Raw genomic sequence first — 22,889 nt, forward strand, 5'->3', positions numbered from 1 at the left:
AACACACCCCCTTGCGTGGGGGTCCCCCCCCCCGGTCCGCCCCGGGGGCGCGGGGGGCCCCCGCGGGCCGGCCGTCGGGGGGGGGGGGGGCGCATGAGTACGCGTACTCATGCGCCCCCGGCACCCTGGCGGGACGCTACGCGCATGACCACTCCATCGATACAGCGGCCGACGACCACCGCCTTCTTCGTGCAGTCCGCGATCTCGTTCGGGCTGTCCCTGGTCGCCCTGATGGTCGGGATCACCAAGCTGCCCGTGGGCGCCTGGGAGCGCGGCTTCCTCGGGCTCGGTCTGGTCTTCGTGGTCTCGTCGGCGTTCACACTGGCCAAGTGCGTACGGGACCGGCAGGAGGTCGAGGAGGTCACCAACCGGGTGGACAAGGCGAGGATCGACAAGCTCCTGATCGAGCAGGACGTCTTCAAGCCGGGTCAGGTCTGACGCCCGGCGTCTCGACGCCGACCGTTTCGGGGCGGTCGCCCAGCAGGTAGCGGGCGCCCGCCCCGCTCACGGCCGCCGCGTCGCCCGGGTTGTAGAGGCCGCACTTGCGCAGGCTCAGGCAGCCGCAGCCGATGCAGCTCGACAACTGGCCGCGCAGCTCCTGGAGTTCGGCGATCTGCTGGTCGATGCGGCGGGTCCAGGTACGGGCGACCTTGTTCCACTCCGTGGCGTTGGGCGCGCGGTCCCGCGGCAGCCTGGCCAGCGCCGCGCTGGTCTCCTCCAGGGACAGCCCGACCGCCTGGGCCGCCCGGATGAAGGCGATGCGGCGCAGGGTGGCGCGGGTGAAGCGGCGCTGTCCGCCGCCGGTGCGCTCGGAGTGGATCAGGCCAAGCTGCTCGTAGTAGCGCAGCGCGGAGGCGGCCAGCCCGCTGCGCCCGGCGAGCTCGCCGATCGGGAGCCGGTCGTGGGGTGAGGTCATGCCTGCCAGAGTAGCGCTTGACTTCAAGTGGACTTGAAGTTGCAGGCTCTTTTCCATGACGCACACGACCCTGCACGGGACCGCCGCGCACGACGCCGGCTTCGGCGAACTCCCGCACCTGATGAGCCTGATGACCGGTGACGAGAAGCACGGCCCGGCCGCCACCTCCACCCTCGACGCCCTGTGGGTGCTCTACGACCGGGTGCTGCGGGTCTCCCCCGCCACCGCCCAGGACCCGGCCCGGGACCGCTTCCTCCTCTCCAAGGGCCACGGCCCGATGGCCTACTACGCGGTGCTGGCCGCCAAGGGTTTCTTCCCCACCGCGTGGTTGCCGGGCTTCGGCTCGTACGACTCGCCGCTCGGCCACCACCCGGACCGGGTGCTGGTGCCGGGCGCGGAGATCGGCAGCGGTTCGCTGGGGCACGGGCTGCCGCTGGCCGTGGGCACGGCCCTGGGCCTGCGGGCCCGGAACCTGACCGATCCGGCGGTGTGGGTCCTGATCGGCGACGCCGAGCTGGACGAGGGCAGCAACCACGAGGCCATCGCGTACGCGGGCGCCGCCGGTCTGTCCCGGCTGCACACGCTGGTCGTCGACAACACCTCGTCGAGCCACGGCTGGCGCGGCGGGATCGCCTCGCGGTTCGAGGCCGCCGGCTGGTCGGCGGTGACCGTGGACGGGCGCGACCACGAGGCCCTGTACGCGGCGTTCACCGCGCCGCATCCGGACCGGCCGCACGCGGTCGTGGCCCGGGTGGAGGCCAAGGAGTACTCGGGCGAGCCGAAGCCGAAGGCCGCGGCGGCCTGAGGCACGCCGCCCGGCCCCGTCCGTACGCACGGCTCCATGCCTACGCACGACCCCGTCCGTACGCACAGCCGTATCCGTATCCGCACGTCCCGCACCGCAGCACATCGCCGAGCACGCACCGACTTCGAGAAGGATCACTCTGATGGACACCATGCGCGAACGTTTCGCCTCGGTCACCACCCAGCTCCTGGACGAGGACCCGCGGCTGGCGGTCGTCCTCGCCGACATCGGCGTCGACGGCTTCCGGTCCGCCCGGGAACGCCATCCCGCCAGGGTGGTGAACGTCGGCATCAGAGAGCAGCTGCTCGTCGGGGTCGGCGGCGGCCTCGCCCTGGCCGGGATGCGGCCCGTCGTGCACACCTTCGCCAGCTTCCTGGTGGAGCGCCCCTTCGAGCAGGTGAAGCTGGACTTCGGGCACCAGGACGTGGGCGGGGTGCTGGTGAGCGCGGCGGGCTCGTACGACTGGCCGGCCGGCGGCTTCACCCACATGGCACCGGGCGACATCGCCCTGCTCGACACCCTCGACGGCTGGACCGTGCACGTCCCCGGCCACCCGGACGAGGCCGACACGCTGCTGCGGCGGGCCGCCGCGGCCGGTGACGACAAGGTCTACGTACGGCTGTCCGTGCAGACCAATGCGGCACCGCGACCGGTCGACGGGGCACGCTTCCTGACGGTGCGCGAAGGGACCGGCGGCGTCGTGCTGGCGGTCGGGCCGATGCTGGACAACGTCCTGGCCGCGACCGAGGGCCTGGACGTGACCGTGCTGTACGCGACGACCGTCCGGCCCTTCGACGCCGCGGCGCTGCGGACCGCGGTGGCCGGTGCGACGGCGGCGGACGTGGTGATCGTCGAGCCGTACCACGAGGGCACCTCGACCCGGCACGCGAACGACGCGCTGGAGCAGGTGCCGCACCGCGTCCTCGGCCTCGGCGTCGGCCGCCGGGAACTGCGCCGCTACGGACAGCTCGACGAGCATCTGGCGGGCCAGGGCCTGGACGCCCGGTCGCTGCGCGAGCGGATCACCGGCTTCCTCGCCCGGTGACGCCGGACGGCCGGCGGTCCGCGCCGGCCGCGGATCTCCGTCCCCCGGCCCCTCCTCCACCCCCGTGACTCGCCGAGGCGCGCGCCGCGGGGTGTTGACCTCGGACCATCGGTGCGTGACACGATCGGTCGGCTCGCCCCAGGCCACCGACCCACGTAACCCCCCATGGCTGGAGGACCGTTGGACACCACGGACAGATCCGAGGACGCTTCCCGGGCCGCGCGCCTTCCGCGGCCTTTCTCCCGGCGCACTTTCCTGCAAGGGACGGCCTCCGCCGCGGCGGTCACGGGCCTGGCCGCGCTGCCGGGACCGCTCGCCCCCGCCGCCCGCGCCGCCGAAGCCGCCCGTCTGCCGACCCTTTCGTTCACCGCCGCCACGAACGGCGCCGCCACCCTCTCCCCCGCCGGCGACCGGCTCGTCGCCGAGATCCAGAACGTCCTGTGGTCCGTCCCGCGCGCAGGCGGCGAGGCGCGCGCGCTCACCCCGCCGGACTTGGAACCGACCCGGCCGGTCTTCTCCCCCGACGGCAGCCGCCTCGCCGTCTGCGCCTACCGCGGCGGCGGCTTCCACCTGTGGACGCTGCGTCCCGACGGCTCGGACCTGCGGCAACTGACCGACGGGCCGTGGGACGACCGCGGGCCCGCCTGGTCGCCGGACGGCACCCGGATCGCCTTCGCGTCCGAGCGGGGCGGTGATCCGGTGGCGGGCAGCCCGTACCGGATCTGGGTCCTGGACGTACGGACGCGGAAGCTGACCCGGGTGACCGGGCTGGCCGGACAGCAGGGGCCCCATCAGGGCGGCGCGTGGGAGGACTTCGACCCGGCCTGGTCGCCGGACGGCGAACGGCTGTGGTTCGTGCGCGGCGCGGTGTCCGGCACCTCCCTGGACAGCCGTACCGTCGCGTCCGTACGGGCCGACGGCAGCGGGGCGGTCGTCACCGAGCACACGGCCGCGGCCGGCACCCAGGCCATGGTCCCGGCCCTGGCGCCCGCCGCGCGGGGCGGCGTCCCCCGGCTCGCCTATCTGCGTACCACCGAGCGCCCCGGCGCCACCTGCGCCCTCGTCGTGGACGGCGCGGAGGTTCCGGTGGACGGTGACGTGGAGCCCGTACCGCCGCGCTGGGTCTCGCGCGAGGAGCTGCTGCTGACCGTGGGCGGGCAGTTCACGGTGGTGCGGCCCGCCGCGCCGGACGGCGCGGAAACCATTCCCTTCACCGCCGAGATGCCGGTCCGGCGGCCGCGTTACGAGGCCAAGGACTACGGTTTCGAGCGCACGGGCGTCCGGCCGGTGCGCGGCGTCCACCTGCCCGCGCTCTCCCCCGACGGACGCCAGGTGGCCTTCGCCGCCCTCGACTCGCTGTGGCTGGTGTCCGCTTCGGGCGGCCGGCCGCGGCGGCTCGTCCGGGCGGGCGCCACCCGGTACGTCCTCGGGCCGAGCTGGGCCCGCGACGGCCGTTCCCTGGTGTACGCGGACGACCGCGACGGGCTGTTCGCGGTCCGCCGGCACGATCTGGCGACCGGTGCGGAGACGGTGCTGGCCGGCGGGGGCCGGGTGCAGCCCGCGCTGTCCCCGGACGGCAGGCGGCTCGCCGCGATCGACATGTCCGGAAATCTCATCGTACGGAATCTGGCCGACGGCAAGGAGACACCGACCGCCCCGCTGGGCGGCGGCGGTGTGCCCGGCCGTCCCAGCTGGTCCCCGGACGGCCGTTACGTGGCCTTCTGCGACCGCAACCGCCTCAACCGGCGCTTTCGCGAGGGCTACAACCTCATCCGGATCGTCGACACCCGCACCGGCGAGGTCCGGCTGCACGCCCCGGACCCGGGGCACACGGTGCGGTCGATCGCCGACCGCTACGACTCGGGGCCCGTCTGGTCCCCGGACGGCCGGTGGATGGCGCTGATCGCCGAATCCGCGCTGTGGGTGCTGCCCGTACGCCCGGACGGCACTCCTGACGGCGCGCCGCGCCGGCTGACCGACGAGAGCGCCGACCACCCGTCCTGGTCCGGTGACTCCCGCACCCTGCTGTACCTGTCGGCCGGCCGGCTGCGGCTGACCGGCCTGGACGGCGGCCCCGCGCGGACCGTCCGGGTGGCCCTGGACCACCGCGGTTCGCGCGCCCGGGACACGGTCGTGCACGCGGGCCGGTTCTGGGACGGCACCGGCGAAGAGGTGCGCGAGGACGTCGACGTGGTGGTGCGCAACGGCCGGATCACCGGTGTCGAGCCGCACGGCCGGGCCGCCGGCCGGCGCGCCGCCCGCCGTGTCGACGCCTCGGCGCGCACCGTGATCCCCGGTCTGTGGGACTCGCACACCCATCCCTGGCAGACCACGTACGGCGGCCGCCAGACCGCTCTCCAGCTCGCCTACGGCATCACCACCGCCGTCTCCTTCGGCGGCTTCTCCTACGAACAGGCCCGCGTCCGGGAGTCCGTCGCCGCCGGCACGCTCGCCGGTCCGCGGCTGCTGGCCTGCGGCGAACTGCTGGACGGCAGCCGCGTCGCCTACAGCATGGGCCGCGCCCACGCCACGCGGGAGGGCCTGCGCCGGTCGCTGGAGCGGGGCGCCGCGCTCGACTGGGACTTCGTCAAGACGTACGTACGGGCCCCCGGCTGGATCATGGAGGAGGCCGCGCGCTTCGCACACCAGCGGCTGGGGGTGCGGTCCGGGAGCCACCTGCTGTCGCCCGGCGTACAACTCGGCCAGGACCTGACGACCCATCTCCAGGCCACCCAGCGACTGGAGTTCGGGCACGCCGTCACCGCCACCGGCCACGCCTACCAGGACGTGGAGGAGATCTACACCGGTACGGACTTCCACCTCATCGCCACCCCCTTCACCGCCTCCGTACTGCTGGGCGAGGACCCCGACCTCGCCGACGACGACCGGGTGACGACCCTCATGCCGCCGTGGGACGCCGCGCTGGCGCGGGAGAACGCGGGGCACCGGCCCACCCCGAAACAGTTGGGCGACCTCAAGACCGAGATCGGCGTCTACCGGCGGGTGCTGCGCGGCGGCGGCCTCGTCGCCCTGGGCACCGACCAGCCGCTGACACCGGTCGGCCTGCATCTGCACCTGGCGCTGCGCGCCCTGCACCGCTACGGGCTCACCGCGGCGCAGGCCCTGCGCACCGCCACCGCCCTGCCCGCCCGCGTCTTCGGCGCCGACCGCGACCTCGGCACGCTGGAAGAGGGCAAGCTGGCCGACCTGGTGGTCGTGGACGGTGACCCGTTCACCGACTTCGACACGCTGGTCCGCACGGCGGCGGTGCTGCGGGGCGGGCGGCTCTACGAGCAGGACGAACTGGTGGCGTCCTTCCCCGCGCCGGACAGCCGCGCGGTCAGGGCGGCCGGGGCGGGCGCGGTGGACTGGCTGGAGGTCGGGCGGCAGCACCGGCGCGATTCCTGCTGCGGGGCGGCCGACTGAGGGAGGAGGCTCACCCCTCCTTGGTCTGGCCGCGCTCGAAGTAGTCCACCAGCTCCGGGTCCAGGGGCGGCACCTCGTACGGGGTGCCGCCGTGGCGGAGCGAGGCGGTGGCCCGGTCACCGGCCGCCACCGCCATCCGGGCGGCGACCGGTGAGGTGTCGGTCGGCCCGCCGTGCCGGACGAACCGCAGGAACTCGTCCATCAGCAGCGGATCGGCGCCGCCGTGCCCGGCTTCGTCGTCCGCCTCACTGGCCGGAAGTTCGTACGCGGCGTCGGCGTCGGCGCGGTAGCCGGACTGGCGGGAGTTCCACACCCGTACCGAGCCGCCCGGCCCGTCACCGAAGTTCTCCAGGCGTCCCGCGTCGCCGATGACGGTGTAGTTCCGCCAGTAGTCAGGACTGAAATGGCACTGCTGGTAGGCGGCCAGCACCCCGTTGTCCAGGCGCATGTTGACCAGGGAGACGTCCTCGACGTCGATCCGCGGGTTCAGGCCTCGCTGGCTGCCGGGGGGCCAGTGCGCGTCGTGCGCCAGCCAGTCCTCCGGCCGGGGCTCCCCCGGCGCCCGGCGCATGCCGGGATCGCCGTAGACCGTCAGGTCACCCAGCGCCTGCACCTGCCGCGTGTAGCCGTTCGCGAGCCAGTGCAGCGCGTCCAGGTCGTGCGCGCCCTTCTGGAGCAGCAGCCCGTTGGTGTGCCGCCGCTCGGCGTGCCAGTCCTTGAAGTAGTAGTCGCCGCCGTGCCCGACGAAGTGCCGTACCCACACGGTCCGGACCCGGCCGATGTCGCCGCGCGTGATCAGTTCGCGCATCAGGCGGATGACGGGCATGTGGCGCATGTTGTGGCCGACGTACAGACGCGTACCGGTCTCCTGGGCGGTGCGCAGTATCGCGTCTCAGTCCTCGACGGAGGTGGCGAGGGGCTTCTCCACGAAGACGGGGAGGCCGGCGCGCAGCGCCTGGCGCGCCAGGTACGCGTGGGTGTGGTCGGGGGTGAGGAGCAGGAGCGCGTCGAGGCCGGGGTGGTGCAGCAGCGCCCGGTGGCCGGCGAAGGTCTCGGCGCCGGGGAAGCGCCGGGCGGCGTACGCCAACGCGTCCGGGTCGGGGTCGGCCACGGCGGCGACCCGGGCGCCGTATCCCGGCCGGTGAGCGGTGCGCGCGAGATCACCGCGCATCCCGAAGCCGATGACGCCCAGGCGCAGATCGTCGGTCATGAGGTGCCTCCAGAGGCTGCCGGACTCCATGGTCGGCTGGGTGCGGGACCTGGGAACGAGGGGGCGGCGGGGGCCGGGGGCCACCGGTGTCGCGCCTCCCCTCGCCACCCCACGAGAACACCGCCGGACGTGCTGCACGCACCGTAAACCACAGGGGTGGTGAAGTGGTTCCGCGCGCTCCCATTGCTCGCATAAATGCACGGTGTTGATGTTTTATGCGCCGTGCAGCAGGTATGCCAACGGGTATTGCACGAGGTAAGCAACCCATGACGGTCCGGAACGGCGTGGTCGCAGACCAGGGCGACCGGCGGCGCACTTTCCGGGTGCGCCGCCCGGCAGGCAGGCGGAGAGCAGCACAGCGCGGGGGCGTTCGACGGAGGAGGCTCGTCTTGCATCGCTACTTCACCAACCAGCGGCACGAAGCACTCCGGCACCGGGTCAGGGACTTCGCCGAGAGCGAGGTCCGGCCCCGGATAGCCGAGATGGAGGCGTCCCGTACCGTCTGCCACGACCTGTCGCGCCTGATCGCCCGCCAGGGGTGGATCGGTGCGACCGTCCCCCGGGCCTACGGCGGCATGGGCGCCGGGCACCTGGCCAAGACCCTGGTCATCGAGGAGCTGTCCCGGGTGAGCGGCGCCATGGGCGCCATGGTGCAGGCGTCCCAGCTCGGCGCCGCGAAGATCATCCACTTCGGCAGCGAGGAGCAGAAGAAGACCTGGCTGCCGGCCGTCGCCACCGGTGCCTGCCTGCCGACCATCGCCGTCACCGAGCCGCAGTCGGGCGGCCATGTGCTCGGCATGACCAGCCGGGCGGTCCGCGACGGGGACGACTACGTCCTCGACGGCCGCAAGATCTACGTCGGCAACAGCCACGTCGCCGACCTGCACGGCGTCGTCGTACGGACCGGTGAGGGCTCCAGGGGCCTGTCGGCGTTCCTGGTGGAGGCGGACCGGCCGGGCCTGCGGGTCGGCGCGCAGCAGCAGGCCATGGGGCTGCACGGCTTCAGCTTCGGCGAGCTGTTCTTCGACAACTGCCGGGTGCCGGCGGCGAACCTGCTCGGCGACGAGGGCGACGGGCTGGCCGTCGCCTACTCCTCCAGCGTGCTGTACGGGCGGCCGAACCTGACCGCGGTGTCGCTCGGCATCCACCAGGCGGTGCTGGACGAGACCGCGCGCTTCTGCGCGGAGCGGGAACGCTACGGCAAGCCGCTGGCGAACCTCGGCAACATCAAGATCAAGCTGGGCCGCGTCCAGTCCCGGTTGCTGACCGCCCGGCTGGCCGCCTACCACGCCGTCCACCTGCTCGACCAGGGCCTGCCCTGCGACGCCGAGCTGATGAACGCCAAGCTGGTCAACGTGGAGACCGCCCTGGAGTCGGCACGTGACGCGATGGACATCCACGCCGCCTGCGGGCTGTTCACGGACCGCCCGGTGGAACGCTTCCTGCGCGACGCCCACCACATCTTCGCCCCGGCCGGCACCACCGACGTCCAACTGCTGCGCCTGGGCGAGCTGGCCCTCGGCACGGCCAAGGGCGAGTGGTCCAGCCGGCTGGCGAGTCTGGTCCGCGGGGAACCGTCGGACCTCACCGAGACCGAGGACGACCGGGCCACCGAACCCGCGGTCACCGGACGCCGCATCTCCCTCCTGCGGGAGCGGACAGAGTTGCAGCCGACCGGTTAGGGCCCGGCCGGGGGTGGCGCGGGTCTTCTTCCCGGGAGCCGCGCCACCCCCGGCCCGGGGTTCCCGCCGCCCGGCCCGGAATCCCCTCCCTCCGGCCCGGAGGCTCCGCCGCCCCCGGCCCGAGGTCGGCTCCATCCGTCCCGAGGCCCGTCCCGCCGTCAGCCCTCCTCGGCGCCCCGCTGCTCCATGCGGTGGATCTGCTCGACGAGTTCGGCCGCCATCGCCTTGATCGTCTCCAGGCCCTCGCGTCCCCACGGGCGGCGTTCCAGGTCCACCACGCAGACCGTGCCCAGCGCCATCCCCGTACGGTCGATGAGCGGCGCGCCCAGGTACGAGCGGATGCCGATCTCGTCCACGACCGGGTTGCCCGCGAAACGCGGATAGTCGCACACGTCCTCCAGGACGAGGGCCTTGCGGCGGACGATGACATGCGGGCAGTAGCCGTGGTCGCGGGCCATCATCCGGCCGGGCTGGGCGCTCGGCGGCGCGGGGCCCAGTTCGACGGGTGCCTGCTCGTCGTCGGGGGTGTAGAGGCCGGCGAAGTACTGCCGGTGCTCGTCGATGAAGTTGACCATGGCGTACGGCGCCCGGGTCGTGCGGGCCAGCTTGCGCGCGAACGCGTCGAAGGCGGGCAGCGGCGCGTCGCCGATGCCCAGCGCGCGCAGCCGGGCCACGCGGGCCGGCGCCTCGGGGTCCTCCGGGGTGAGCAGCAGATGACGCGTGGGGTCGTAGGAGGCGTACGACACGCGCGGGACGGGACGGGTCACGGGAACTCCGGGGTGGCGGCGGGGGCGGGGGTGAGCAGGTGCTGGACGAGCGAGACCAGGACCTGGGTGGACGAACTGCACTGGCGGGCGTCGCAGAGCACGACCGGCGTGTCGGGGGCGAGGTCCATGGCGCTCCGTACCTCGTCCGGTGTGTAGTGGTACGCGCCGTCGAACTCGTTGACCGCGACGATGAACGCGATGCCGCGCCGCTCGAAGAAGTCGACGGCGGCGAAGCACTGGTCCAGGCGGCGGGTGTCGGCGAGGATGACGGCGCCGAGGGCCCCGTTGGACAGCTCGTCCCACATGAACCAGAAGCGTTCCTGCCCCGGTGTGCCGAAGAGGTACAGGATGTGCTCGCGGCTGAGGGTGATCCGGCCGAAGTCCATGGCGACGGTGGTGGTGTTCTTGTCCTCGACACCGGCCAGATCGTCCGTGCCCACGCTGATCTGGGTGAGCAGTTCCTCCGTGCTGAGCGGCTCGATCTCGCTGACCGCGCCGACGAAGGTCGTCTTGCCGACGCCGAAGCCGCCGGCCACCAGGATCTTCAGCGCCAGCGGGAACGGGTCGGCGGCGAAGCCGGCGGCGGGCGCCGCGGGGGACGAGCCCGCGGCGGTCGGCAGCCGGGCGTCGGCCGCCAAGGCGTCAGAGCCGTTTGCGAAGTCCATGCAGCACCGCCTCCAGCAGGGCTCGGTCGGTACGGTTCGGGGGGCCTGCCCCGCAGGCGGACACCGGCACCGGCGCGCGGGCGGCGAGCGCGCCGCAGTCGACCAGGTCGGCCAGCAGGACCTTGGTGACCACGGCGGGCAGGCGTATGTGCGCGGCGATCTCGGCGACCGACACCGGCCCGCCGCAGAGCCCCAGTACCTGGGCGTAGTCGGGGCCCTGGCAGGTGACGGGCCGCTTGCCGGTGGCCATCACCATGGTCAGCAGGTCGAAGTGGGCGGTCGGCCGGGTACGGCCGTTGCTGACCGTGTACGGACGGACCAGGCGGCCGGCCTCGTCGTCCAGCCACGGGATCTCCCGGCCCGCTCTGCGGCGGCGCCGTACGCCCATGGTCAGCGACCACCCGCCGGGGCCTGCTGTCGCACCGGCGTCGCCAGGTAGGGCCGTACGCTCTTGACCAGCATCCCCATCTCGTAGCCGAGGACCGCCACATCGGCCTCCCGGCCGGCCAGCACGGCGAGGCAGGCGCCCGATCCGGCCGTGGAGACGAACAGGAACGTGGACTCCAGCTCGACCACGACCTGGAGCACGTCGTCGCCGTTGCCGAAGCGCACTCCGGCGCTGCGGGCCAGGGAGTACAGGCCGGAGGAGAGGGCGGCCAGGTGGTCGGCGCTGTCCGGGTCGAAGCCGTGTGCCGCCTTGACCAGGCCGTCGGAGGACAGCAGAAGGGCGCTGGTCGCGTGCGGTACGCGGTTCACGAGTCCGGTCAGCAGCCAGGAAAGGTCGGTGTGCCGGCTTGCCTGCAGGTGCGCATGTGCCTGCGCGTGCACGTCACTCACCATGGTCGCGGTCGTCTCCTCGGCGGGGTTCGGGCCTGTCGTGACCGGCGTCGGCGCCGGCCCGGTAACTGTCGTAACCGTCGTGGTCGGCGGGGCTGCCGTAGCTTTCGTCGGCGAGGCTGATGCCGCGCCGGAACGCGGCCATCAGACCGGGGTCGTGCTCGGGTTCGGGCCGGCCGTCACGGCGGCCGGCCGACGGCAGGATCGGCTCGCCGCGCAACTGCGGCACCAGGTGCTCCTGCTTGCGGCGGCGGGGCAGGCGGGGCCGGGCGCCGTCGTCCGCCGCGGTGGGCGGGGCGGGCGGCAGGAGCACCGGGCCGGGGTCGGCGGCGCCGGGCGTGGCGGGGTGCGGGCCGTCACCGTCGTGGGGGCCGGGGGCCCGGTGGGCGCCGGCGGGTGCCGGGCCGCCGGCCGGCGTTGCGGGGGCGCGCGTGCCGGCGTGCGGTGCCCCGGGCGCGCTCGGCCACGCCCCGTCGCCGTACGCGACGTCCGGGTACGCTCCGGCGGCTGCCCCGGCGGCCGGCGCTCCGTGCGCGGCGCGTACGAGCCTGCGGCGCGGTCCGCGCGGCGAGGCGGGCCCGGCCGGTCCGGGCGCGTCGTCGTGCGGGGCCCGGTACCCGGCGTCGGGGAGGGCGGGCGGCTCGGACACCGTCAGGGTGATCTCTCCGGAGTCGGAGTCCACATACTGCTCGCCCTCCCCCGGCTGCTCGGACTCCGGCCCCAGCAGGCCCTTCGGTACGACGAACACGGCCTGCACACCGCCGTAGATGTTGCTCTGCAGCCGCACCACGATGCCGTGCCGCCGGGCGAGCGAGGAGACCACGAAGAGCCCGATGCGCCCGTCGCTCAGCAGCTCGGCCACGTCGACGTGGTCGGGGTCGGCGAGCAGTCCGTTCATCCGGGTCTGCTCGGCCGTCGACATGCCCAGGCCCCGGTCCTCCACCTCGACGGCGAGGCCCGCCGTGACCAACTGGGCGCGCAGCAGGACATGGGTGTGCGGAGCGGAATAGACCGAGGCGTTCTCGACGAGTTCGGCGAGCAGGTGGATGACGTCGGCGACGGCGTGGCCGCGCAGGGTGCCCTCGATGGGCGGCACCAGCTTGATGCGCGGGTACTGCTCGACCTCGGCGATGGAGGACCGCAGCACCTCGGTCATGGTGACCGGGCGGCTCCACTGGCGGCGGGAGATGGCGCCGCCGAGGACGGCGAGGTTCTCGGCGTGCCGGCGGATGCGGGTGGCCAGGTGGTCGACGTGGAAGATCCCCTTGAGCAGGTCGGGGTCCTCGACCTGGTTCTCCAGCTCGTCCAGCAGCTCGATCTCGCGGTGCACCAGGGACTGCAGGCGCCGGGCGAGGTTGACGAACACCTCGACCTTCTGCTCGTTGCCGCTGGCGTGGCTTCGGGCGACGGCCACCGCGTCCACGACGGCCGTCTCGGCCGCCCGGCCCACCGCGGTCACCTCGTGAGCGAGCAGGTCGAGGCTGTCCCCCGGGGGCGGCGTGGCCGGTTCACTCTCCCGCGGCTGGAGCCATTCGCCCTGCCGGACCCGGTCCAGCAGGTCGTCGAGGTCGTGCCGGCTGCGGGCACACACCTCGCGCAGCCGGGCGTGGCGGGCGACGGCGGCGCGCGCCTCGTTGTTGGCCGCGGTGCCGGCGGCCGTCACGATGACGCAGACCAGGACGCAGGCACCGAGAAGTACGGCCCACTCACGGCTGGTCAGCCCGGTGCCGCCGACCCGTACGACGAAGGCGGTGGCGGCCGAGCAGACGGCGGCGACCAAGAGGCAGGGCACGGCGGCGAGCCGTACCAGGCGGGTCCGTATGGCCGAATCGGCGGCCGTCTCCGGGAACGCGGCCCGGCCGTGCCGCCCGCCCTCCCGCTCCCGGCGCCGGGCAGCCGCCGGCGCGGGGTCCGCCCCCTGGGGACCATGGGGGCCCAGGAGCCCGGAGGGCCCCGGGGCCTCCTGGGTGGCGGAAGTCCCCTGGGGGAATGCAGCAGGCATCGGCGCTCTCCGGATCGGCCGTCGGCAGTTCACGGAGCACGCACGCTAGTTGTTGCGGGGGTGGGGTACCGACCCACTTCGGCGTTTCGCCACCCCGCGCCACCTCCCCCCGAGGGGGACGCTCGCACACCAGCGCGCTTCTATACGAACTTCCGTTCACCCACGCGCAGTTGAGAGCCACCGGGGGCGCTCGGCCGGGCGGCGGGCGCGACCACCGAAGCCGTCCGCCTCACCTCCGGAGAGACTGCCCAGCTTCCCGGGCAGGGATGCGGCCCGGCACGACAACCACACCACCGAAAAGCGGAAGATGCGACTCCGGCGACGGGTGGCGCCGGGGCTCCGCGGCCGGCCGGGCGGGCTGTCCGGAGCGGGCCTACGGGGCGGCCGGGGCCGTCCGCACCGCGTCCACCCGCTCGACGGTGAAGCACTCCCAGCCGCCGGCGCGGTCGGAACGGGCGCGCAGCAGGCCGTAGTCACCGTCGGCGCTGTTGACCTCGGTGCTGGCGAACCTGTCGTTCGCCTTCGACTTCAGCGCGAAGGTGCCTTCGGACTGCGGCACCAGCAGGAACTTCTCTCAGGAGCTGATCTTCGCCCCGCGGTTGCGCAGCATTCCGCTGTGGTTTCCCGCGCCCTTGACCTCGGCGCTGACGAACAGCCCGGTCGCATCGGGGCGCAGGCTCACGGTGCCGCCCTTGTCACCGGTGTGCAGCGTGAACTGCTGCCAGGACCCGGCCTGGTCGGCGTCGGCCCGGAGTCTGCCCTGCTGATCGCCGCTGCCGCCGGCTTCGACGGTGACGTACCTGCCGTTCGCCCGGGACTTCAGGGCTCGCCACTGCCCCGCGGACCTGTCGGTGTCCGCGCTCCCGGCGGCCTGCACCGTTGTCGCGGGCAGGGCTGCCGCCACGGCAGCAGCCCGCGCAGCGCGGCCGGCGACGATATGAGCCGACGCGCACGGTCTCCTCTTCCTGGTTCGGCCTGCGTCCATGGAGGTCCGGGCGCAGAAAAGCGGATTCTCCGTACGAGTCAGCGCGTCCCCGTCAAGGATTCCTGGACGGGGACGGCCGCGGCGCACCCGGCGCCCTGCTCGCTCACACACGAAAGCCGGGCACCTCTCGGTGCCCGGCTCCGCGGTTCGCGCGATTCGGGGGTCTGGCTGCCTCCGGCGCGAGCTGCGTCGTGTCGGCGACGGCGGGGAAGACCTCCCCCGACAGTACGGCCGGGCGCTGGTCAGGCGGCGGGCACCAGGGTGCGTTCGCGGGCCAGCGACGTGGTGGTGGTGTCACCGTTCAGGGTGAGGCGGCCGTTGGGCCACGCGACGACGACGTCGTTGCGGGCGGTGTCACCGCCGAAGGCACCGACGGTGGCCAGGGCGCTGGAGCGGAAGCTCGACTTGGCGGGGCTCAAACGGTGTTCGGACTTGAGCTGGTTGGCGCCGATGTTCTCGTAGGCGGTGACTTCGCCGTCGGACCAGCGTACGAAGAGGTCCTGGTCGCCGGTGGCCGGGTTGAAGTCGCCGGCCGCCAGGTCACGGGCGTGCGGCCAGGTGCCGTTGGGGGCGGCCAGCCGGGACTCGGCGTGGAAGCCGTTGGCGTCGACGTTGGTGAAGAAGGTGACGCGGCCGTTGGCCCACTGGACCACGACGTCGTCGCTGCGGGTGTTGCCGCCGCCGAAGCGGCCGGCGGCCATTCCCACCGCCTGCGTCCAGGTACCGTTCGGCGCCTTGAGCTGGATGGCGTTCTTGAGCTTGTTGGTCTCGTTGACGTCCTTGTAAAGGGTCACCTTGCCGTTCGTCCAGCGCACCAGAAGATCGCTGGTGCCGTCCCCGGTGAAGTCACCCGCGGTCATCACCGCCGCGTTCTTCCATTCCGGGTCCTTGATCAGCTGTACGTCCTTGCCGAACCCGTAGGCGCCATTGCCCGGGTAGAGGGAGACCTCCCCGTCCGACCAACGCACGATCAAATCACTGGTGTTGTTGCGCACCGAGGCGGAATGGAAGCTGCCTGCGGTCATGAGGCGCGCGTGCTGCCAGGTTCCGGCCCCGCCCATGGTGAACTTTCCGTCCAGGGGAAGGTCGGCGACAGCCTGCCGGTAGAGCCACGTCGCGTCGTCGTCGAACTGCGAGGTGTACGAGGTGTGGTCGTACTGTCCGCCGGTCTTGTAACCGCCGATGACACCGACCAGATTGCCGCGCTGCCCGTCGAAATCCTCGATGAACGGACCGCCGCTGACGCCCGCCCGGTAACCGTCACACTGGATCTCCATGAAACGGCCCTGGAATGCCCGGGTGTCATTCGTGCACGACAACGGCGTCTTCTGGCCTCCCGGGTAGCCGACGGCGGTGACGCTCTCGCGGGCCAAGTGTGCGGAATCGACGGCTGTGAGGGTGTTGCCGGGGCCCGCGGCGTCCTCCAGCAACTGGCCCTGGGCGTTGGCCCCTACCCGCAGGAAGGCGAAGTCCACGTCGTCGTCGGCGGGGCTCTGCTGGTAGCGGTGGTCGATCCAGACCTTGCCGTCCAGGACGGGGAAGATGCCGTACGGCGTCTCGCCGGCCTGGCCCGCCTTGGTCGTCCCGGCGCGGTAGCCGGGGACGAAGGCGGCGTCACGCAGCGAGGTGTTGCCCTTGAGGCAGTGCGCGGCCGTGACGACCAGGCTCTTGGTGGCGGACGTGACGGTGCTGGCCGTGCAGAACTGGTTGTGGGTCGCGCTGCCGTCCTTGCCGCGCAGCAGGAACACGCCGACGGTGGGGATGCCCTCGGCCACCTGGTGGGTCGGCTCCGCCGACCGCTTGCGCCGCACGCCGGGCGCGGGCTGACCGCCCTCGCTCTTCGCCCCGGCCTCGGCGGTCTCCACCGGCACCGCACTGCGGATACGTTCCGGCGTCCAGTACCGCTCGGTCTCCTTTGCCTTACGCACCTGCTCAGGCGCTGAAGGAACCGACGTGCCCGCGGTCATCTGCACCGCGTCCGGCGCCGCCGCGGAAACGGCGGGCGAGCCTTCCGTCGGCGGCGGGGTGGCGCCGGCGGCCGCCGCGGCGGAGATTCCGGCGCCGGCCAGGGTCAGGGAGGCCACGCCGAGGGTGGTGGCGCGCAGCCAGAAAGTACGTTTCATGAAGTGCTCTTTGCGAAGAAACGGGCTCGGCCGGCAACCCGGCCGAGCAGAATACGGATAGAAAATTCGAGACGGCTGTCAGGGAATGCGCGGCCCGGCCGACAGTGGCGGTGTGACCGTCAGCGGAATGTCCAGGACATTGCCGGACGGGGCGGACGGAGCAGCCGGGCCGGCGGGAGCGTCTTCGGACGGGATGGCCAGACGCAGGAGGTAGGAGCCCGGGCGCGGCCCGGTGTGCAGAGGCGGCAGGGCGATTCGGCCGTCGGCGTCCGCAGGGGGCAGGAGCAAGGAACGCACCGAGCGGTCGTGTGCGTCCCGAAGGGACGGCCCGTCGAGAACGGGCGCCGACTTCTCGCCCTTGGCGGCGGTCAGCACGGTCACGGCGATGCGCAGGCCGGCGGCGGGGCGGCCGTTCCGGGTGACCCGCACGGACGGCAGCTCGGAGAGGAGACTGTCCGGGCCCGCCTGCAGAGGCAGCGACAGCGGCGGACGCTGCGGGTCGTGGTGGTCCTGGTGGTCCCGGTCCCACAGCTCCAGACGGTAGGAGGGCGGCCGGACGGTGACCGTGAAGTCGACAGCCGGGCCACGTCCACCGGGCGCGGTCGCGGTGAGCGTGAAACGTCCGGGGCGGTCGCCGGGCTGAAGGGCGGGGGCGGTGGCGATGCCGCCCCGGTCTGCCGTCACCGTCACGGTGGCGGCCTCCCCCGGCAGTCGTACACCGGTGCCGCGGAACGTGACCCGGGCGCCGGGCACCGGGTGGCCGTGCGCGTCGAGGGCCCGGACCTGCGGCTTTCGGCCGAAGGCCGTACCGACTTCGGCCTCCAGGTGCCGGTCGCCGAGGCTCTCCAGCCGTACGACGGTGTGGTGATCCGCGACCGGCTCGGGGGCAGGGTCCGGCTTGGCCGGCGGGCGGTGGGGGGGCACCGGGCGGCCCCCGGTGCCGGTCCCCTGGCCCGACGGAACACGCTTCGACGCACCGGAGCCACCGGACCCGCCGGAGTCCCGGGGCAGCCTCCGGTTCCGGTCCGGCTGAGCCGGCTGGCCGGTACGGGTGGGCTGGTAACCCCGGCGTACGTCGGACGCCCTCTCCGCGGGGTCGGGCCGGTGCGGCGTGGCCGGAGCGTCGTCCGGCGTCTCAGTGACCCCGGCGCCCCGATAGGTGTCCATCCACTTCCGTACGGCATTCACATACGCACGGGAATTGTTGTAACTCAGAATCGCCCGGTCGAGATCGGCCCCCCGGCTCAGATCCCTGTCCCCCGCACACAGATAACGCGCCGTACCCAATGCCGCATCAAACATATTGTTCGGGTCCTTGACCCCGTCACCATTACCGTCCGCGCCCCAGCTCCCCCACGTCGACGGAATGAACTGCATCGGCCCCACCGCACGGTCGAACGCCGCATCCCCGTCCCACCGTCCCCCATCGGTGTCCCGGATCAGCGCGAACTGCACCCCGTCCAGCCGCGGCCCCCGGATCGGCCGCGCCGTCGAGCCGTCACCACGCAATCCGTAACCAGAGGCATGCACGGACTCCACCCGCCCGATCCCCGCCACCAACTGCCACGGCAGACGACACGACGGCTGACTCCCCCGCAACACCCCCTCCGCCTTCCGATACGCAGCCAAAGCCGTAGCCGGGATACCCGCAGTACCCGGCGACGCCTGACCAGCGTCTCCCGCGTCGGGCTCCCTGCCCTGGCCGTCCCGCAGGAGGTTGGGCAGGTCGAGGGCGGGGTCGCCGCGGTGCCGGGACTGCGGGCTGTCAGGGCCGGTGGCGGCCTGGCGGGCATCGGCGCGCGAGGGGCCGGTGGCTTCCAGAGGGCTGAGTGTCGCCGCGGCGCTCAGGCTGGCGGCCAGGGCGCAGGCACACAGGCTCTGACGCACCCGGCGGGCGACCAGAGTGGGCAGGGTGGGGAACGGGTTCACGGGCGGGCAGGTCCTTGGCGTGCGGAGAAGTGCAAGGAGCACGGTGTCGTGGACACCGGCTCGTGGAGGAGCACCGGCGGGAGCGGGACGCCCCGGCCGGTGCCGGGCTCAGGGCCGGAAGATCGACTGTTCGGTCGCGGCCCTGGCAGCGGTCCGGCCGGCCCTCGGGTACGACGGCCGGCCGGACTGCGGTGAGGTGCGTGCCTCAGCCGACGAGCTTGACCTCGCCGTGCGTCCCCTGGGCGTCCACGCCCGGGTAGATGCCGAGCGTCTGGTCGGCCCAGCGCACGATGACGTCGTTGGGCCGGTCGTTGGCGACGAAGGCACCCGCGCCGACCACGGTCGCGCCGGACCACGGCGACTTGGCCGGGCGGAGCTGGATCTCGCCGTGGAAGCCGGCGGTGTCCACGCCCGGGTAGATGGTGGCCTCACCGTCGGACCAGCGCACCAGCAGGTCCGCGGTCTTCTTGCCGGTGAACTCGCCGGAGGTGATCTGCGTGGCGTGCGGCCACGTCTTGTTCGCCTTGGTCAGCACCTTCTGGGCAGCCGGCTTCACGCCGTTCGTGTCCAGGTCGGGGTGGAGCGTGACGTGGCCGTCTTCCCAGACGACCAGCAGGTCGTCGCGCTGCGCGTTGGCGGTGTACCGGCCCGCGGTGATCTGCGTGGTCTTCGTCCAGTCCGCGCTCTTGGCCAGCATCTTCTCCCCGTGGAAACCGTCCTTGTCCACGTGGGTGTACTGGGTCACCTCACCGTCGACCCAGCGCACCACCAGGCCGTCCGAGCCGTCGCCGAAGCTGGCGCCGGTGATCTGCCGGGCGTAGTCCCAGGTGCTCTTCTTCTTGGGCGTGTTCGGGGCCGCCAGCCGGTATTCGGCGACGAAGGGGTGCTTGGCGTCCTTGTCGTCACCACCCTGGTAGAGGGTCATCTCGGCGTCGGTCCAGCGCACGATCAGGTCCATGTGCCGGGTACCGCCGGCCGAACCGCCGGTGAAGTAGCCCGACGCGACGTGCGTGGCCTTGCCCCACGGCGCGTTGGGGAAGACGCTGCGGTAACGGACCTTGCTGACCCAGTCGTTCAGGTCGTCGACCCGGGAGTCCACGGCGTCCGTGCGGGTCTCCTCCGGGTCGGTTCCCAGGCAACCGCCCTGCCAGGACGTACTGTTGACCGCGACCAGCTCGACCTGGCCGTTCTTCTCCCGCAGCGCCGGCCCGCCGGTGTCGCCCTTGCACACCGAGGCGTCCTTGCCGGTGAGTCCGAGCGCCCCGTCACGTACGGAGTCCACCGTGAACGCGGCGGCGTGCAGCTTGTCCGGCACCCACTCGGTCTTCGTCCGGCCGAAGCCCGCGACCTTCAGCTGCTCGCCCTCGACGGGAGCGGTGGTACCGACGGTCACCGGGGTGACGCCGGCGACCGGCTTGGCAAGCTTGGCCATGACCAGGTCGCGCCCCTGGTAAGGCACCAGCTCCACGACGTCCTCCACGTGTCCGGCCGAGCCGGACACGTCGGTGCTGCCGACCCTGGCGGTCGTCTTGAGCTTGGGCGGCCCGTCGGGAAGCGCGTTACTCTTGCCGGCCTCGGCCGTGAAGCAACTGGCGGCGGTCAGCACCCACTGCTTGTCGACCAGAGCCCCCGAACAGGAACGCTTTCCGTTGCCGATGTCGAGCTTCGCCGTGAACGCATAGTTCGCGTCCGCGGTGGTGCCGCCGCCTACGGCGAGGGCAGGAGAGGCGGCGACGAGTGAGCCGGCTACGACGGACGCAGCCACCAGCCCGGTCATCCACGAGATGCGCGGAGGCTTGCTGTGCATGTTGCTTCTCTATTCCGATTCTAATGATTGCGGGATGTACGGGAGTACTGGGAGATCGAAGGAACCTTTGACGCCGTGGAAGGTGAACGGCGGTGAGCAGGACGCCGTACGCGTTCTCGCCCATGCCTCTGGATCGGCGGCGCCTCTACACCGGGCGGCACGCTGCAACACTTCAGACCGACAGGCGACCTGTTCCGGGATTGCGGTCGAGGCCGTCAGAACGAAGACAAGCGGACGGTGTTTTCCGAGTATTCGGACAGTCGGACCCTCACGCCTATGAGCCTGTTAGGCACCGAGATTGTGGAGCTCGGAGAATGACGGCCACACCGCGATTCAGGCCCGGTTCCTGAGGCCCTGGATTCTGAGGGCCCTCGGCGCACACTTTCCCTGTACGCGTGCGCACAGGGAAAGCCATCCGATTTTCGGGCAGCCTCGATCGCATCCAGCAAGGCAGGCAGAGCCAGGGCCAGACCGAATTTCCGCCGGCCTGCCCCTCACCGCTGCCATGCCTTTTGAGGTGCCGTCAGATTGTACCCGCTCGTCGGCCCGGTCCGTACGGACCGGGTTTCCGTGCGGCTGACGCCGGCGGCATGAGGCGCCGGTCGCCTTCCTTGCGTCAGTACTGCATCAGGTACGTACTGCGTCAGCCGGTGACGCGCAGTTCCAGCAGGGTCGCTTCCTTGGCACCCGTGGTGATGTCACCCTCGCCGAGCTCCGTGAGGTCGTTCTTCTTCAGCGCGACGGTCTTCGTCTTGCCTTCGGTGGTGAGCGTGGCCTTGGCGGCACGCCCCTCGTTCTCCCAGATGCCGACGAGCTGCGGCACCTCCAGCGTGAGGTACCCGCTCTTCCCGGTGACCTTGAAGCAGTAGCTGACCGGCTTCTTGTCCTTGTTGGCCATGACCTCCAGGTCGGCGGCGCCGTCGCAGTCGGCAAGGGTGATGTGCCCGTCGCCCTTGCGGAGCTTGATGCCAACCTCCCGCAGAATCTTGTCCGCGTTCGGGTAATCGAAATCCTCCACCGCGAAGGGCGGGGTGTCGTCTGCCGCCTTCTGCACGGCCGGCGCAGTCTGCGGGCTCGCCTGCGCCACAGCGAAGGCGGCCCCTCCCGCGACGGCCGCGGAGGCGCCGACAACACCGGCAATCAGAAACTTGCGGAGGCGATGTATCACCAGGGTTCCTTTCACATATGAGGCGGCACCACGCTGCAACCGCAGGGAAACCAGCCCAAAGGGGAGCCGTAAACCTAGCACCCTGGCGGTTTGCCTAGCTTGCCGGACCCCGTGGGTAACGAAATCAAAACGAAGCCGAGGGGCGGTACAACCTGTCGCTTCCTCGTTCGTCCGAAGCGGCGACGGTGACAGAACCGACACCCGCGTATAACTGAAGACTTGGCTCTTCAAGACCGTACCGAGCACCGTGTTTGCTGCGGATATGCTCGCGACGCCGAAAGTCGGCAGCACATCGCAAACCGGAAGGGTTTGTACAGTAGTGAGAGCGAGAGGAAAGACGCCGCGCAGCATACGTGCCGTGTGCGCAGGCGTACTGCCGCTGGCGTTGGTCGCGGGCGTCATCGGGACGAGCCCGGCCTACGCGGCGGGAGACCAGAACGGCGGGAACGGCGGTCAGCATCAGCTGACCGATCGCGGCCGCGTCGTACAGTTCTGGAAGAACGGCGGGCCGGGAGTCAAGGCGGCGGCGGAAGCCGCACTGCTGGGCACCGACGCGGAAGTCCGTCAATTCCTGGACAACGACGAAGCACTGGCTCAGCTGGGGGACGAGCGCCTCGCGGCGATCCAGATCCACTCGGCGGGCGGCCGCAATCTGCAGGAAGCTGCCAAAGAAGCACTGAGAAAGGCGCAGGCCGGCTCTCCGGAAGCACTGAGCAGCTTCCTGAAGGACGGCTGGAAGACGCCGCTGGAAGCGGACCAGAGGACCCGTGCGGTCCAGGTCATCAGCGCCGGTGACACGAATGTGCGGGAAGCCGGCAAGGAGGCCCTGAAGGGGTCCGCCGAGGACATCAGCGCGTTCCTGGACACGGACCAGTACTCGGCCCGCGAGGCGGACGAACGCACCCGGCTCATCCAGATCATGAGCAGCGGCGGCAAGGCCACCCGCGAGGCCGCGAAGGTCGCGCTGAGGTCGGGTCCGGCGGACATCCGGGAGTTCCTGGAGGTGGGCCAGTACGTGGCTCACGCCCGGGACCAGGAGCGCGCCTCCGTCGAGGAGTTGGCCCAGCGGGCCAAGGAGGCCGGGGAACTGGCCAAGCGGAAGACCGAAGCCGCCAAGGAAGCGTCCGACCGTGCGGTGGAGGCTTCGAGGCTGGCCAAGGAGGCAGCGCAGCGGGCGGCCGAAGAGGCCAAGGCGGCCGGCAAGAGCTCCCAGCAGGCCGCCAGTGCGGCAGCTCAGGCCGCGGAACTGGCGCGCGGCGCGGCGCGCGCGGCGCAGCAGGCGATCGGCGCCGCGAACGCGGCCAACGCCGCCGCGCGGCACGCGGCGAACGCCGCCGCGCAGGCGGCAGCGGCTGCGGCCGGTGCGTCCGACGCCGCCTCCCGGGCCCGCAACGCGGCCGCCGCAGCCGCGGGGGGGGGCGGGGGGGGGGCCCCCCCCCCGAAGGGAGGCGCGGGGGGCCCCAACCCCCCCCCGCAAGCGGCCGGGGCGGGCCACGGCGCCCACGACGGCGGCGCGGCGGCG

General features: G+C 72.4%; 18 protein-coding genes and 2 pseudogenes. 6 read left to right on the forward strand and 14 right to left on the reverse strand.

Annotated elements, in window-relative coordinates; translation table 11 throughout:
- The first annotated feature begins 144 nt into the window (after positions 1–144).
- Positions 145–438 (forward strand): YiaA/YiaB family inner membrane protein, encoded by a 294-nt coding sequence (locus tag AB0A97_RS12340; RefSeq protein WP_361148111.1) that lies wholly within the window; start codon positions 145–147, stop codon positions 436–438.
- On the opposite strand, the gene soxR is transcribed toward AB0A97_RS12340, so the two are convergent.
- Complete coding sequence (soxR, locus tag AB0A97_RS12345) at positions 419–916, reverse strand: redox-sensitive transcriptional activator SoxR (protein WP_361148113.1); 498 nt, start codon at positions 914–916, stop codon at positions 419–421. The genes AB0A97_RS12340 and soxR overlap by 20 nt on opposite strands.
- A gap of 55 nt (positions 917–971) precedes the next feature.
- Here soxR and AB0A97_RS12350 point away from each other — a divergent pair, with 55 nt between their 5' ends.
- From AB0A97_RS12350 to AB0A97_RS12360, 3 genes are all read left to right on the forward strand, one after another.
- Positions 972–1,721: a transketolase gene (locus AB0A97_RS12350; RefSeq protein ID WP_361148115.1), complete on the forward strand. Its 750-nt coding sequence runs from the start codon at positions 972–974 to the stop codon at positions 1,719–1,721.
- Between the two features lie 142 nt (positions 1,722–1,863).
- On the forward strand, positions 1,864–2,766 hold the full coding sequence (locus AB0A97_RS12355) for a transketolase (protein ID WP_361148117.1): 903 nt from the start codon (positions 1,864–1,866) through the stop codon (positions 2,764–2,766).
- 180 nt (positions 2,767–2,946) lie between these two features.
- On the forward strand, positions 2,947–6,192 hold the full coding sequence (locus AB0A97_RS12360; RefSeq protein WP_361148119.1) for an amidohydrolase family protein: 3,246 nt from the start codon (positions 2,947–2,949) through the stop codon (positions 6,190–6,192).
- A 10-nt stretch (positions 6,193–6,202) separates the two neighbouring features.
- Here AB0A97_RS12360 and AB0A97_RS12365 read toward each other — a convergent pair.
- Positions 6,203–7,402: pseudogene (locus tag AB0A97_RS12365) on the reverse strand (Gfo/Idh/MocA family oxidoreductase).
- 389 nt (positions 7,403–7,791) lie between these two features.
- On the opposite strand from AB0A97_RS12365, the gene AB0A97_RS12370 reads away from it, so the two are divergent.
- Complete coding sequence (locus AB0A97_RS12370; RefSeq protein ID WP_361148121.1) at positions 7,792–9,084, forward strand: acyl-CoA dehydrogenase family protein; 1,293 nt, start codon at positions 7,792–7,794, stop codon at positions 9,082–9,084.
- A 158-nt stretch (positions 9,085–9,242) separates the two neighbouring features.
- Here the strand turns inward: AB0A97_RS12370 and AB0A97_RS12375 are convergent, their stop codons facing one another.
- The 12 genes and pseudogenes from AB0A97_RS12375 to AB0A97_RS12430 all read right to left on the reverse strand — a co-directional run bounded on the left by AB0A97_RS12375 (position 9,243) and on the right by AB0A97_RS12430 (position 21,253).
- Positions 9,243–9,851: a GAF domain-containing protein gene (locus AB0A97_RS12375; protein WP_361148122.1), complete on the reverse strand. Its 609-nt coding sequence runs from the start codon at positions 9,849–9,851 to the stop codon at positions 9,243–9,245.
- Complete coding sequence (locus AB0A97_RS12380; protein WP_361148124.1) at positions 9,848–10,516, reverse strand: ATP/GTP-binding protein; 669 nt, start codon at positions 10,514–10,516, stop codon at positions 9,848–9,850. The genes AB0A97_RS12375 and AB0A97_RS12380 overlap by 4 nt, the downstream gene beginning before the upstream one ends.
- Positions 10,494–10,904, reverse strand: a complete 411-nt coding sequence (locus tag AB0A97_RS12385) for a DUF742 domain-containing protein (protein ID WP_206503149.1) — start codon at positions 10,902–10,904, stop codon at positions 10,494–10,496. The genes AB0A97_RS12380 and AB0A97_RS12385 overlap by 23 nt, the downstream gene beginning before the upstream one ends.
- 2 nt (positions 10,905–10,906) lie before the next feature.
- Complete coding sequence (locus tag AB0A97_RS12390) at positions 10,907–11,356, reverse strand: roadblock/LC7 domain-containing protein (RefSeq protein WP_361148126.1); 450 nt, start codon at positions 11,354–11,356, stop codon at positions 10,907–10,909.
- Complete coding sequence (locus AB0A97_RS12395; protein ID WP_361148128.1) at positions 11,346–13,355, reverse strand: ATP-binding protein; 2,010 nt, start codon at positions 13,353–13,355, stop codon at positions 11,346–11,348. The genes AB0A97_RS12390 and AB0A97_RS12395 overlap by 11 nt, the downstream gene beginning before the upstream one ends.
- Positions 13,356–13,728: 373 nt before the next feature.
- Positions 13,729–13,914, reverse strand: coding sequence for a hypothetical protein (locus AB0A97_RS12400; RefSeq protein WP_361148130.1), 186 nt, complete (start codon positions 13,912–13,914; stop codon positions 13,729–13,731).
- A gap of 15 nt (positions 13,915–13,929) precedes the next feature.
- The gene (locus AB0A97_RS12405; protein WP_361148132.1) at positions 13,930–14,259 is read right to left on the reverse strand and encodes a hypothetical protein; all 330 of its coding nucleotides are present in this window, start codon (positions 14,257–14,259) and stop codon (positions 13,930–13,932) included.
- A 323-nt stretch (positions 14,260–14,582) separates the two neighbouring features.
- Positions 14,583–16,463: a trypsin-like peptidase domain-containing protein gene (locus AB0A97_RS12410; protein WP_361148134.1), complete on the reverse strand. Its 1,881-nt coding sequence runs from the start codon at positions 16,461–16,463 to the stop codon at positions 14,583–14,585.
- Positions 16,464–16,541: 78 nt separating this feature from the next.
- Positions 16,542–17,387 carry a hypothetical protein gene (locus AB0A97_RS12415; RefSeq protein ID WP_361148858.1) on the reverse strand — a complete coding sequence of 282 codons (846 nt, stop codon included), beginning with the start codon at positions 17,385–17,387 and terminating at the stop codon, positions 16,542–16,544.
- A 354-nt stretch (positions 17,388–17,741) separates the two neighbouring features.
- A pseudogene (locus AB0A97_RS12420) lies at positions 17,742–17,840 on the reverse strand (hypothetical protein); the annotation flags it as partial.
- Positions 17,841–18,597: 757 nt separating this feature from the next.
- Positions 18,598–20,199, reverse strand: a complete 1,602-nt coding sequence (locus tag AB0A97_RS12425; protein ID WP_361148136.1) for a S1 family peptidase — start codon at positions 20,197–20,199, stop codon at positions 18,598–18,600.
- Positions 20,200–20,842: 643 nt separating this feature from the next.
- The gene (locus tag AB0A97_RS12430) at positions 20,843–21,253 is read right to left on the reverse strand and encodes a hypothetical protein (protein ID WP_361148138.1); all 411 of its coding nucleotides are present in this window, start codon (positions 21,251–21,253) and stop codon (positions 20,843–20,845) included.
- Positions 21,254–21,629: 376 nt separating this feature from the next.
- Here AB0A97_RS12430 and AB0A97_RS12435 point away from each other — a divergent pair.
- On the forward strand, positions 21,630–22,889 hold a 1,260-nt coding region (locus tag AB0A97_RS12435), incomplete at its 3' end, for an ALF repeat-containing protein (RefSeq protein ID WP_361148139.1).

Origin of the sequence: Streptomyces sp. NPDC045470 (genome assembly GCF_040646595.1) — a bacterium.
Taxonomy (GTDB): Bacteria; Actinomycetota; Actinomycetes; order Streptomycetales; family Streptomycetaceae; genus Streptomyces.

Excerpts from the sequence above, each read along its gene's own strand:
- AB0A97_RS12350 (WP_361148115.1), top strand. The coding sequence starts at position 972 with ATGACGCACACGACCCTGCACGGGACCGCCGCGCACGACGCCGGCTTC.
- AB0A97_RS12380 (WP_361148124.1), bottom strand. The coding sequence starts at position 10,516 with ATGGACTTCGCAAACGGCTCTGACGCCTTGGCGGCCGACGCCCGGCTG.
- AB0A97_RS12425 (WP_361148136.1), bottom strand. The coding sequence starts at position 20,199 with ATGCACAGCAAGCCTCCGCGCATCTCGTGGATGACCGGGCTGGTGGCT.
- AB0A97_RS12390 (WP_361148126.1), bottom strand. The coding sequence starts at position 11,356 with ATGGTGAGTGACGTGCACGCGCAGGCACATGCGCACCTGCAGGCAAGC.
- AB0A97_RS12395 (WP_361148128.1), bottom strand. The coding sequence starts at position 13,355 with ATGCCTGCTGCATTCCCCCAGGGGACTTCCGCCACCCAGGAGGCCCCG.
- AB0A97_RS12355 (WP_361148117.1), top strand. The coding sequence starts at position 1,864 with ATGGACACCATGCGCGAACGTTTCGCCTCGGTCACCACCCAGCTCCTG.
- soxR (WP_361148113.1), bottom strand. The coding sequence starts at position 916 with ATGACCTCACCCCACGACCGGCTCCCGATCGGCGAGCTCGCCGGGCGC.
- AB0A97_RS12340 (WP_361148111.1), top strand. The coding sequence starts at position 145 with ATGACCACTCCATCGATACAGCGGCCGACGACCACCGCCTTCTTCGTG.
- AB0A97_RS12385 (WP_206503149.1), bottom strand. The coding sequence starts at position 10,904 with ATGGGCGTACGGCGCCGCCGCAGAGCGGGCCGGGAGATCCCGTGGCTG.
- AB0A97_RS12410 (WP_361148134.1), bottom strand. The coding sequence starts at position 16,463 with ATGAAACGTACTTTCTGGCTGCGCGCCACCACCCTCGGCGTGGCCTCC.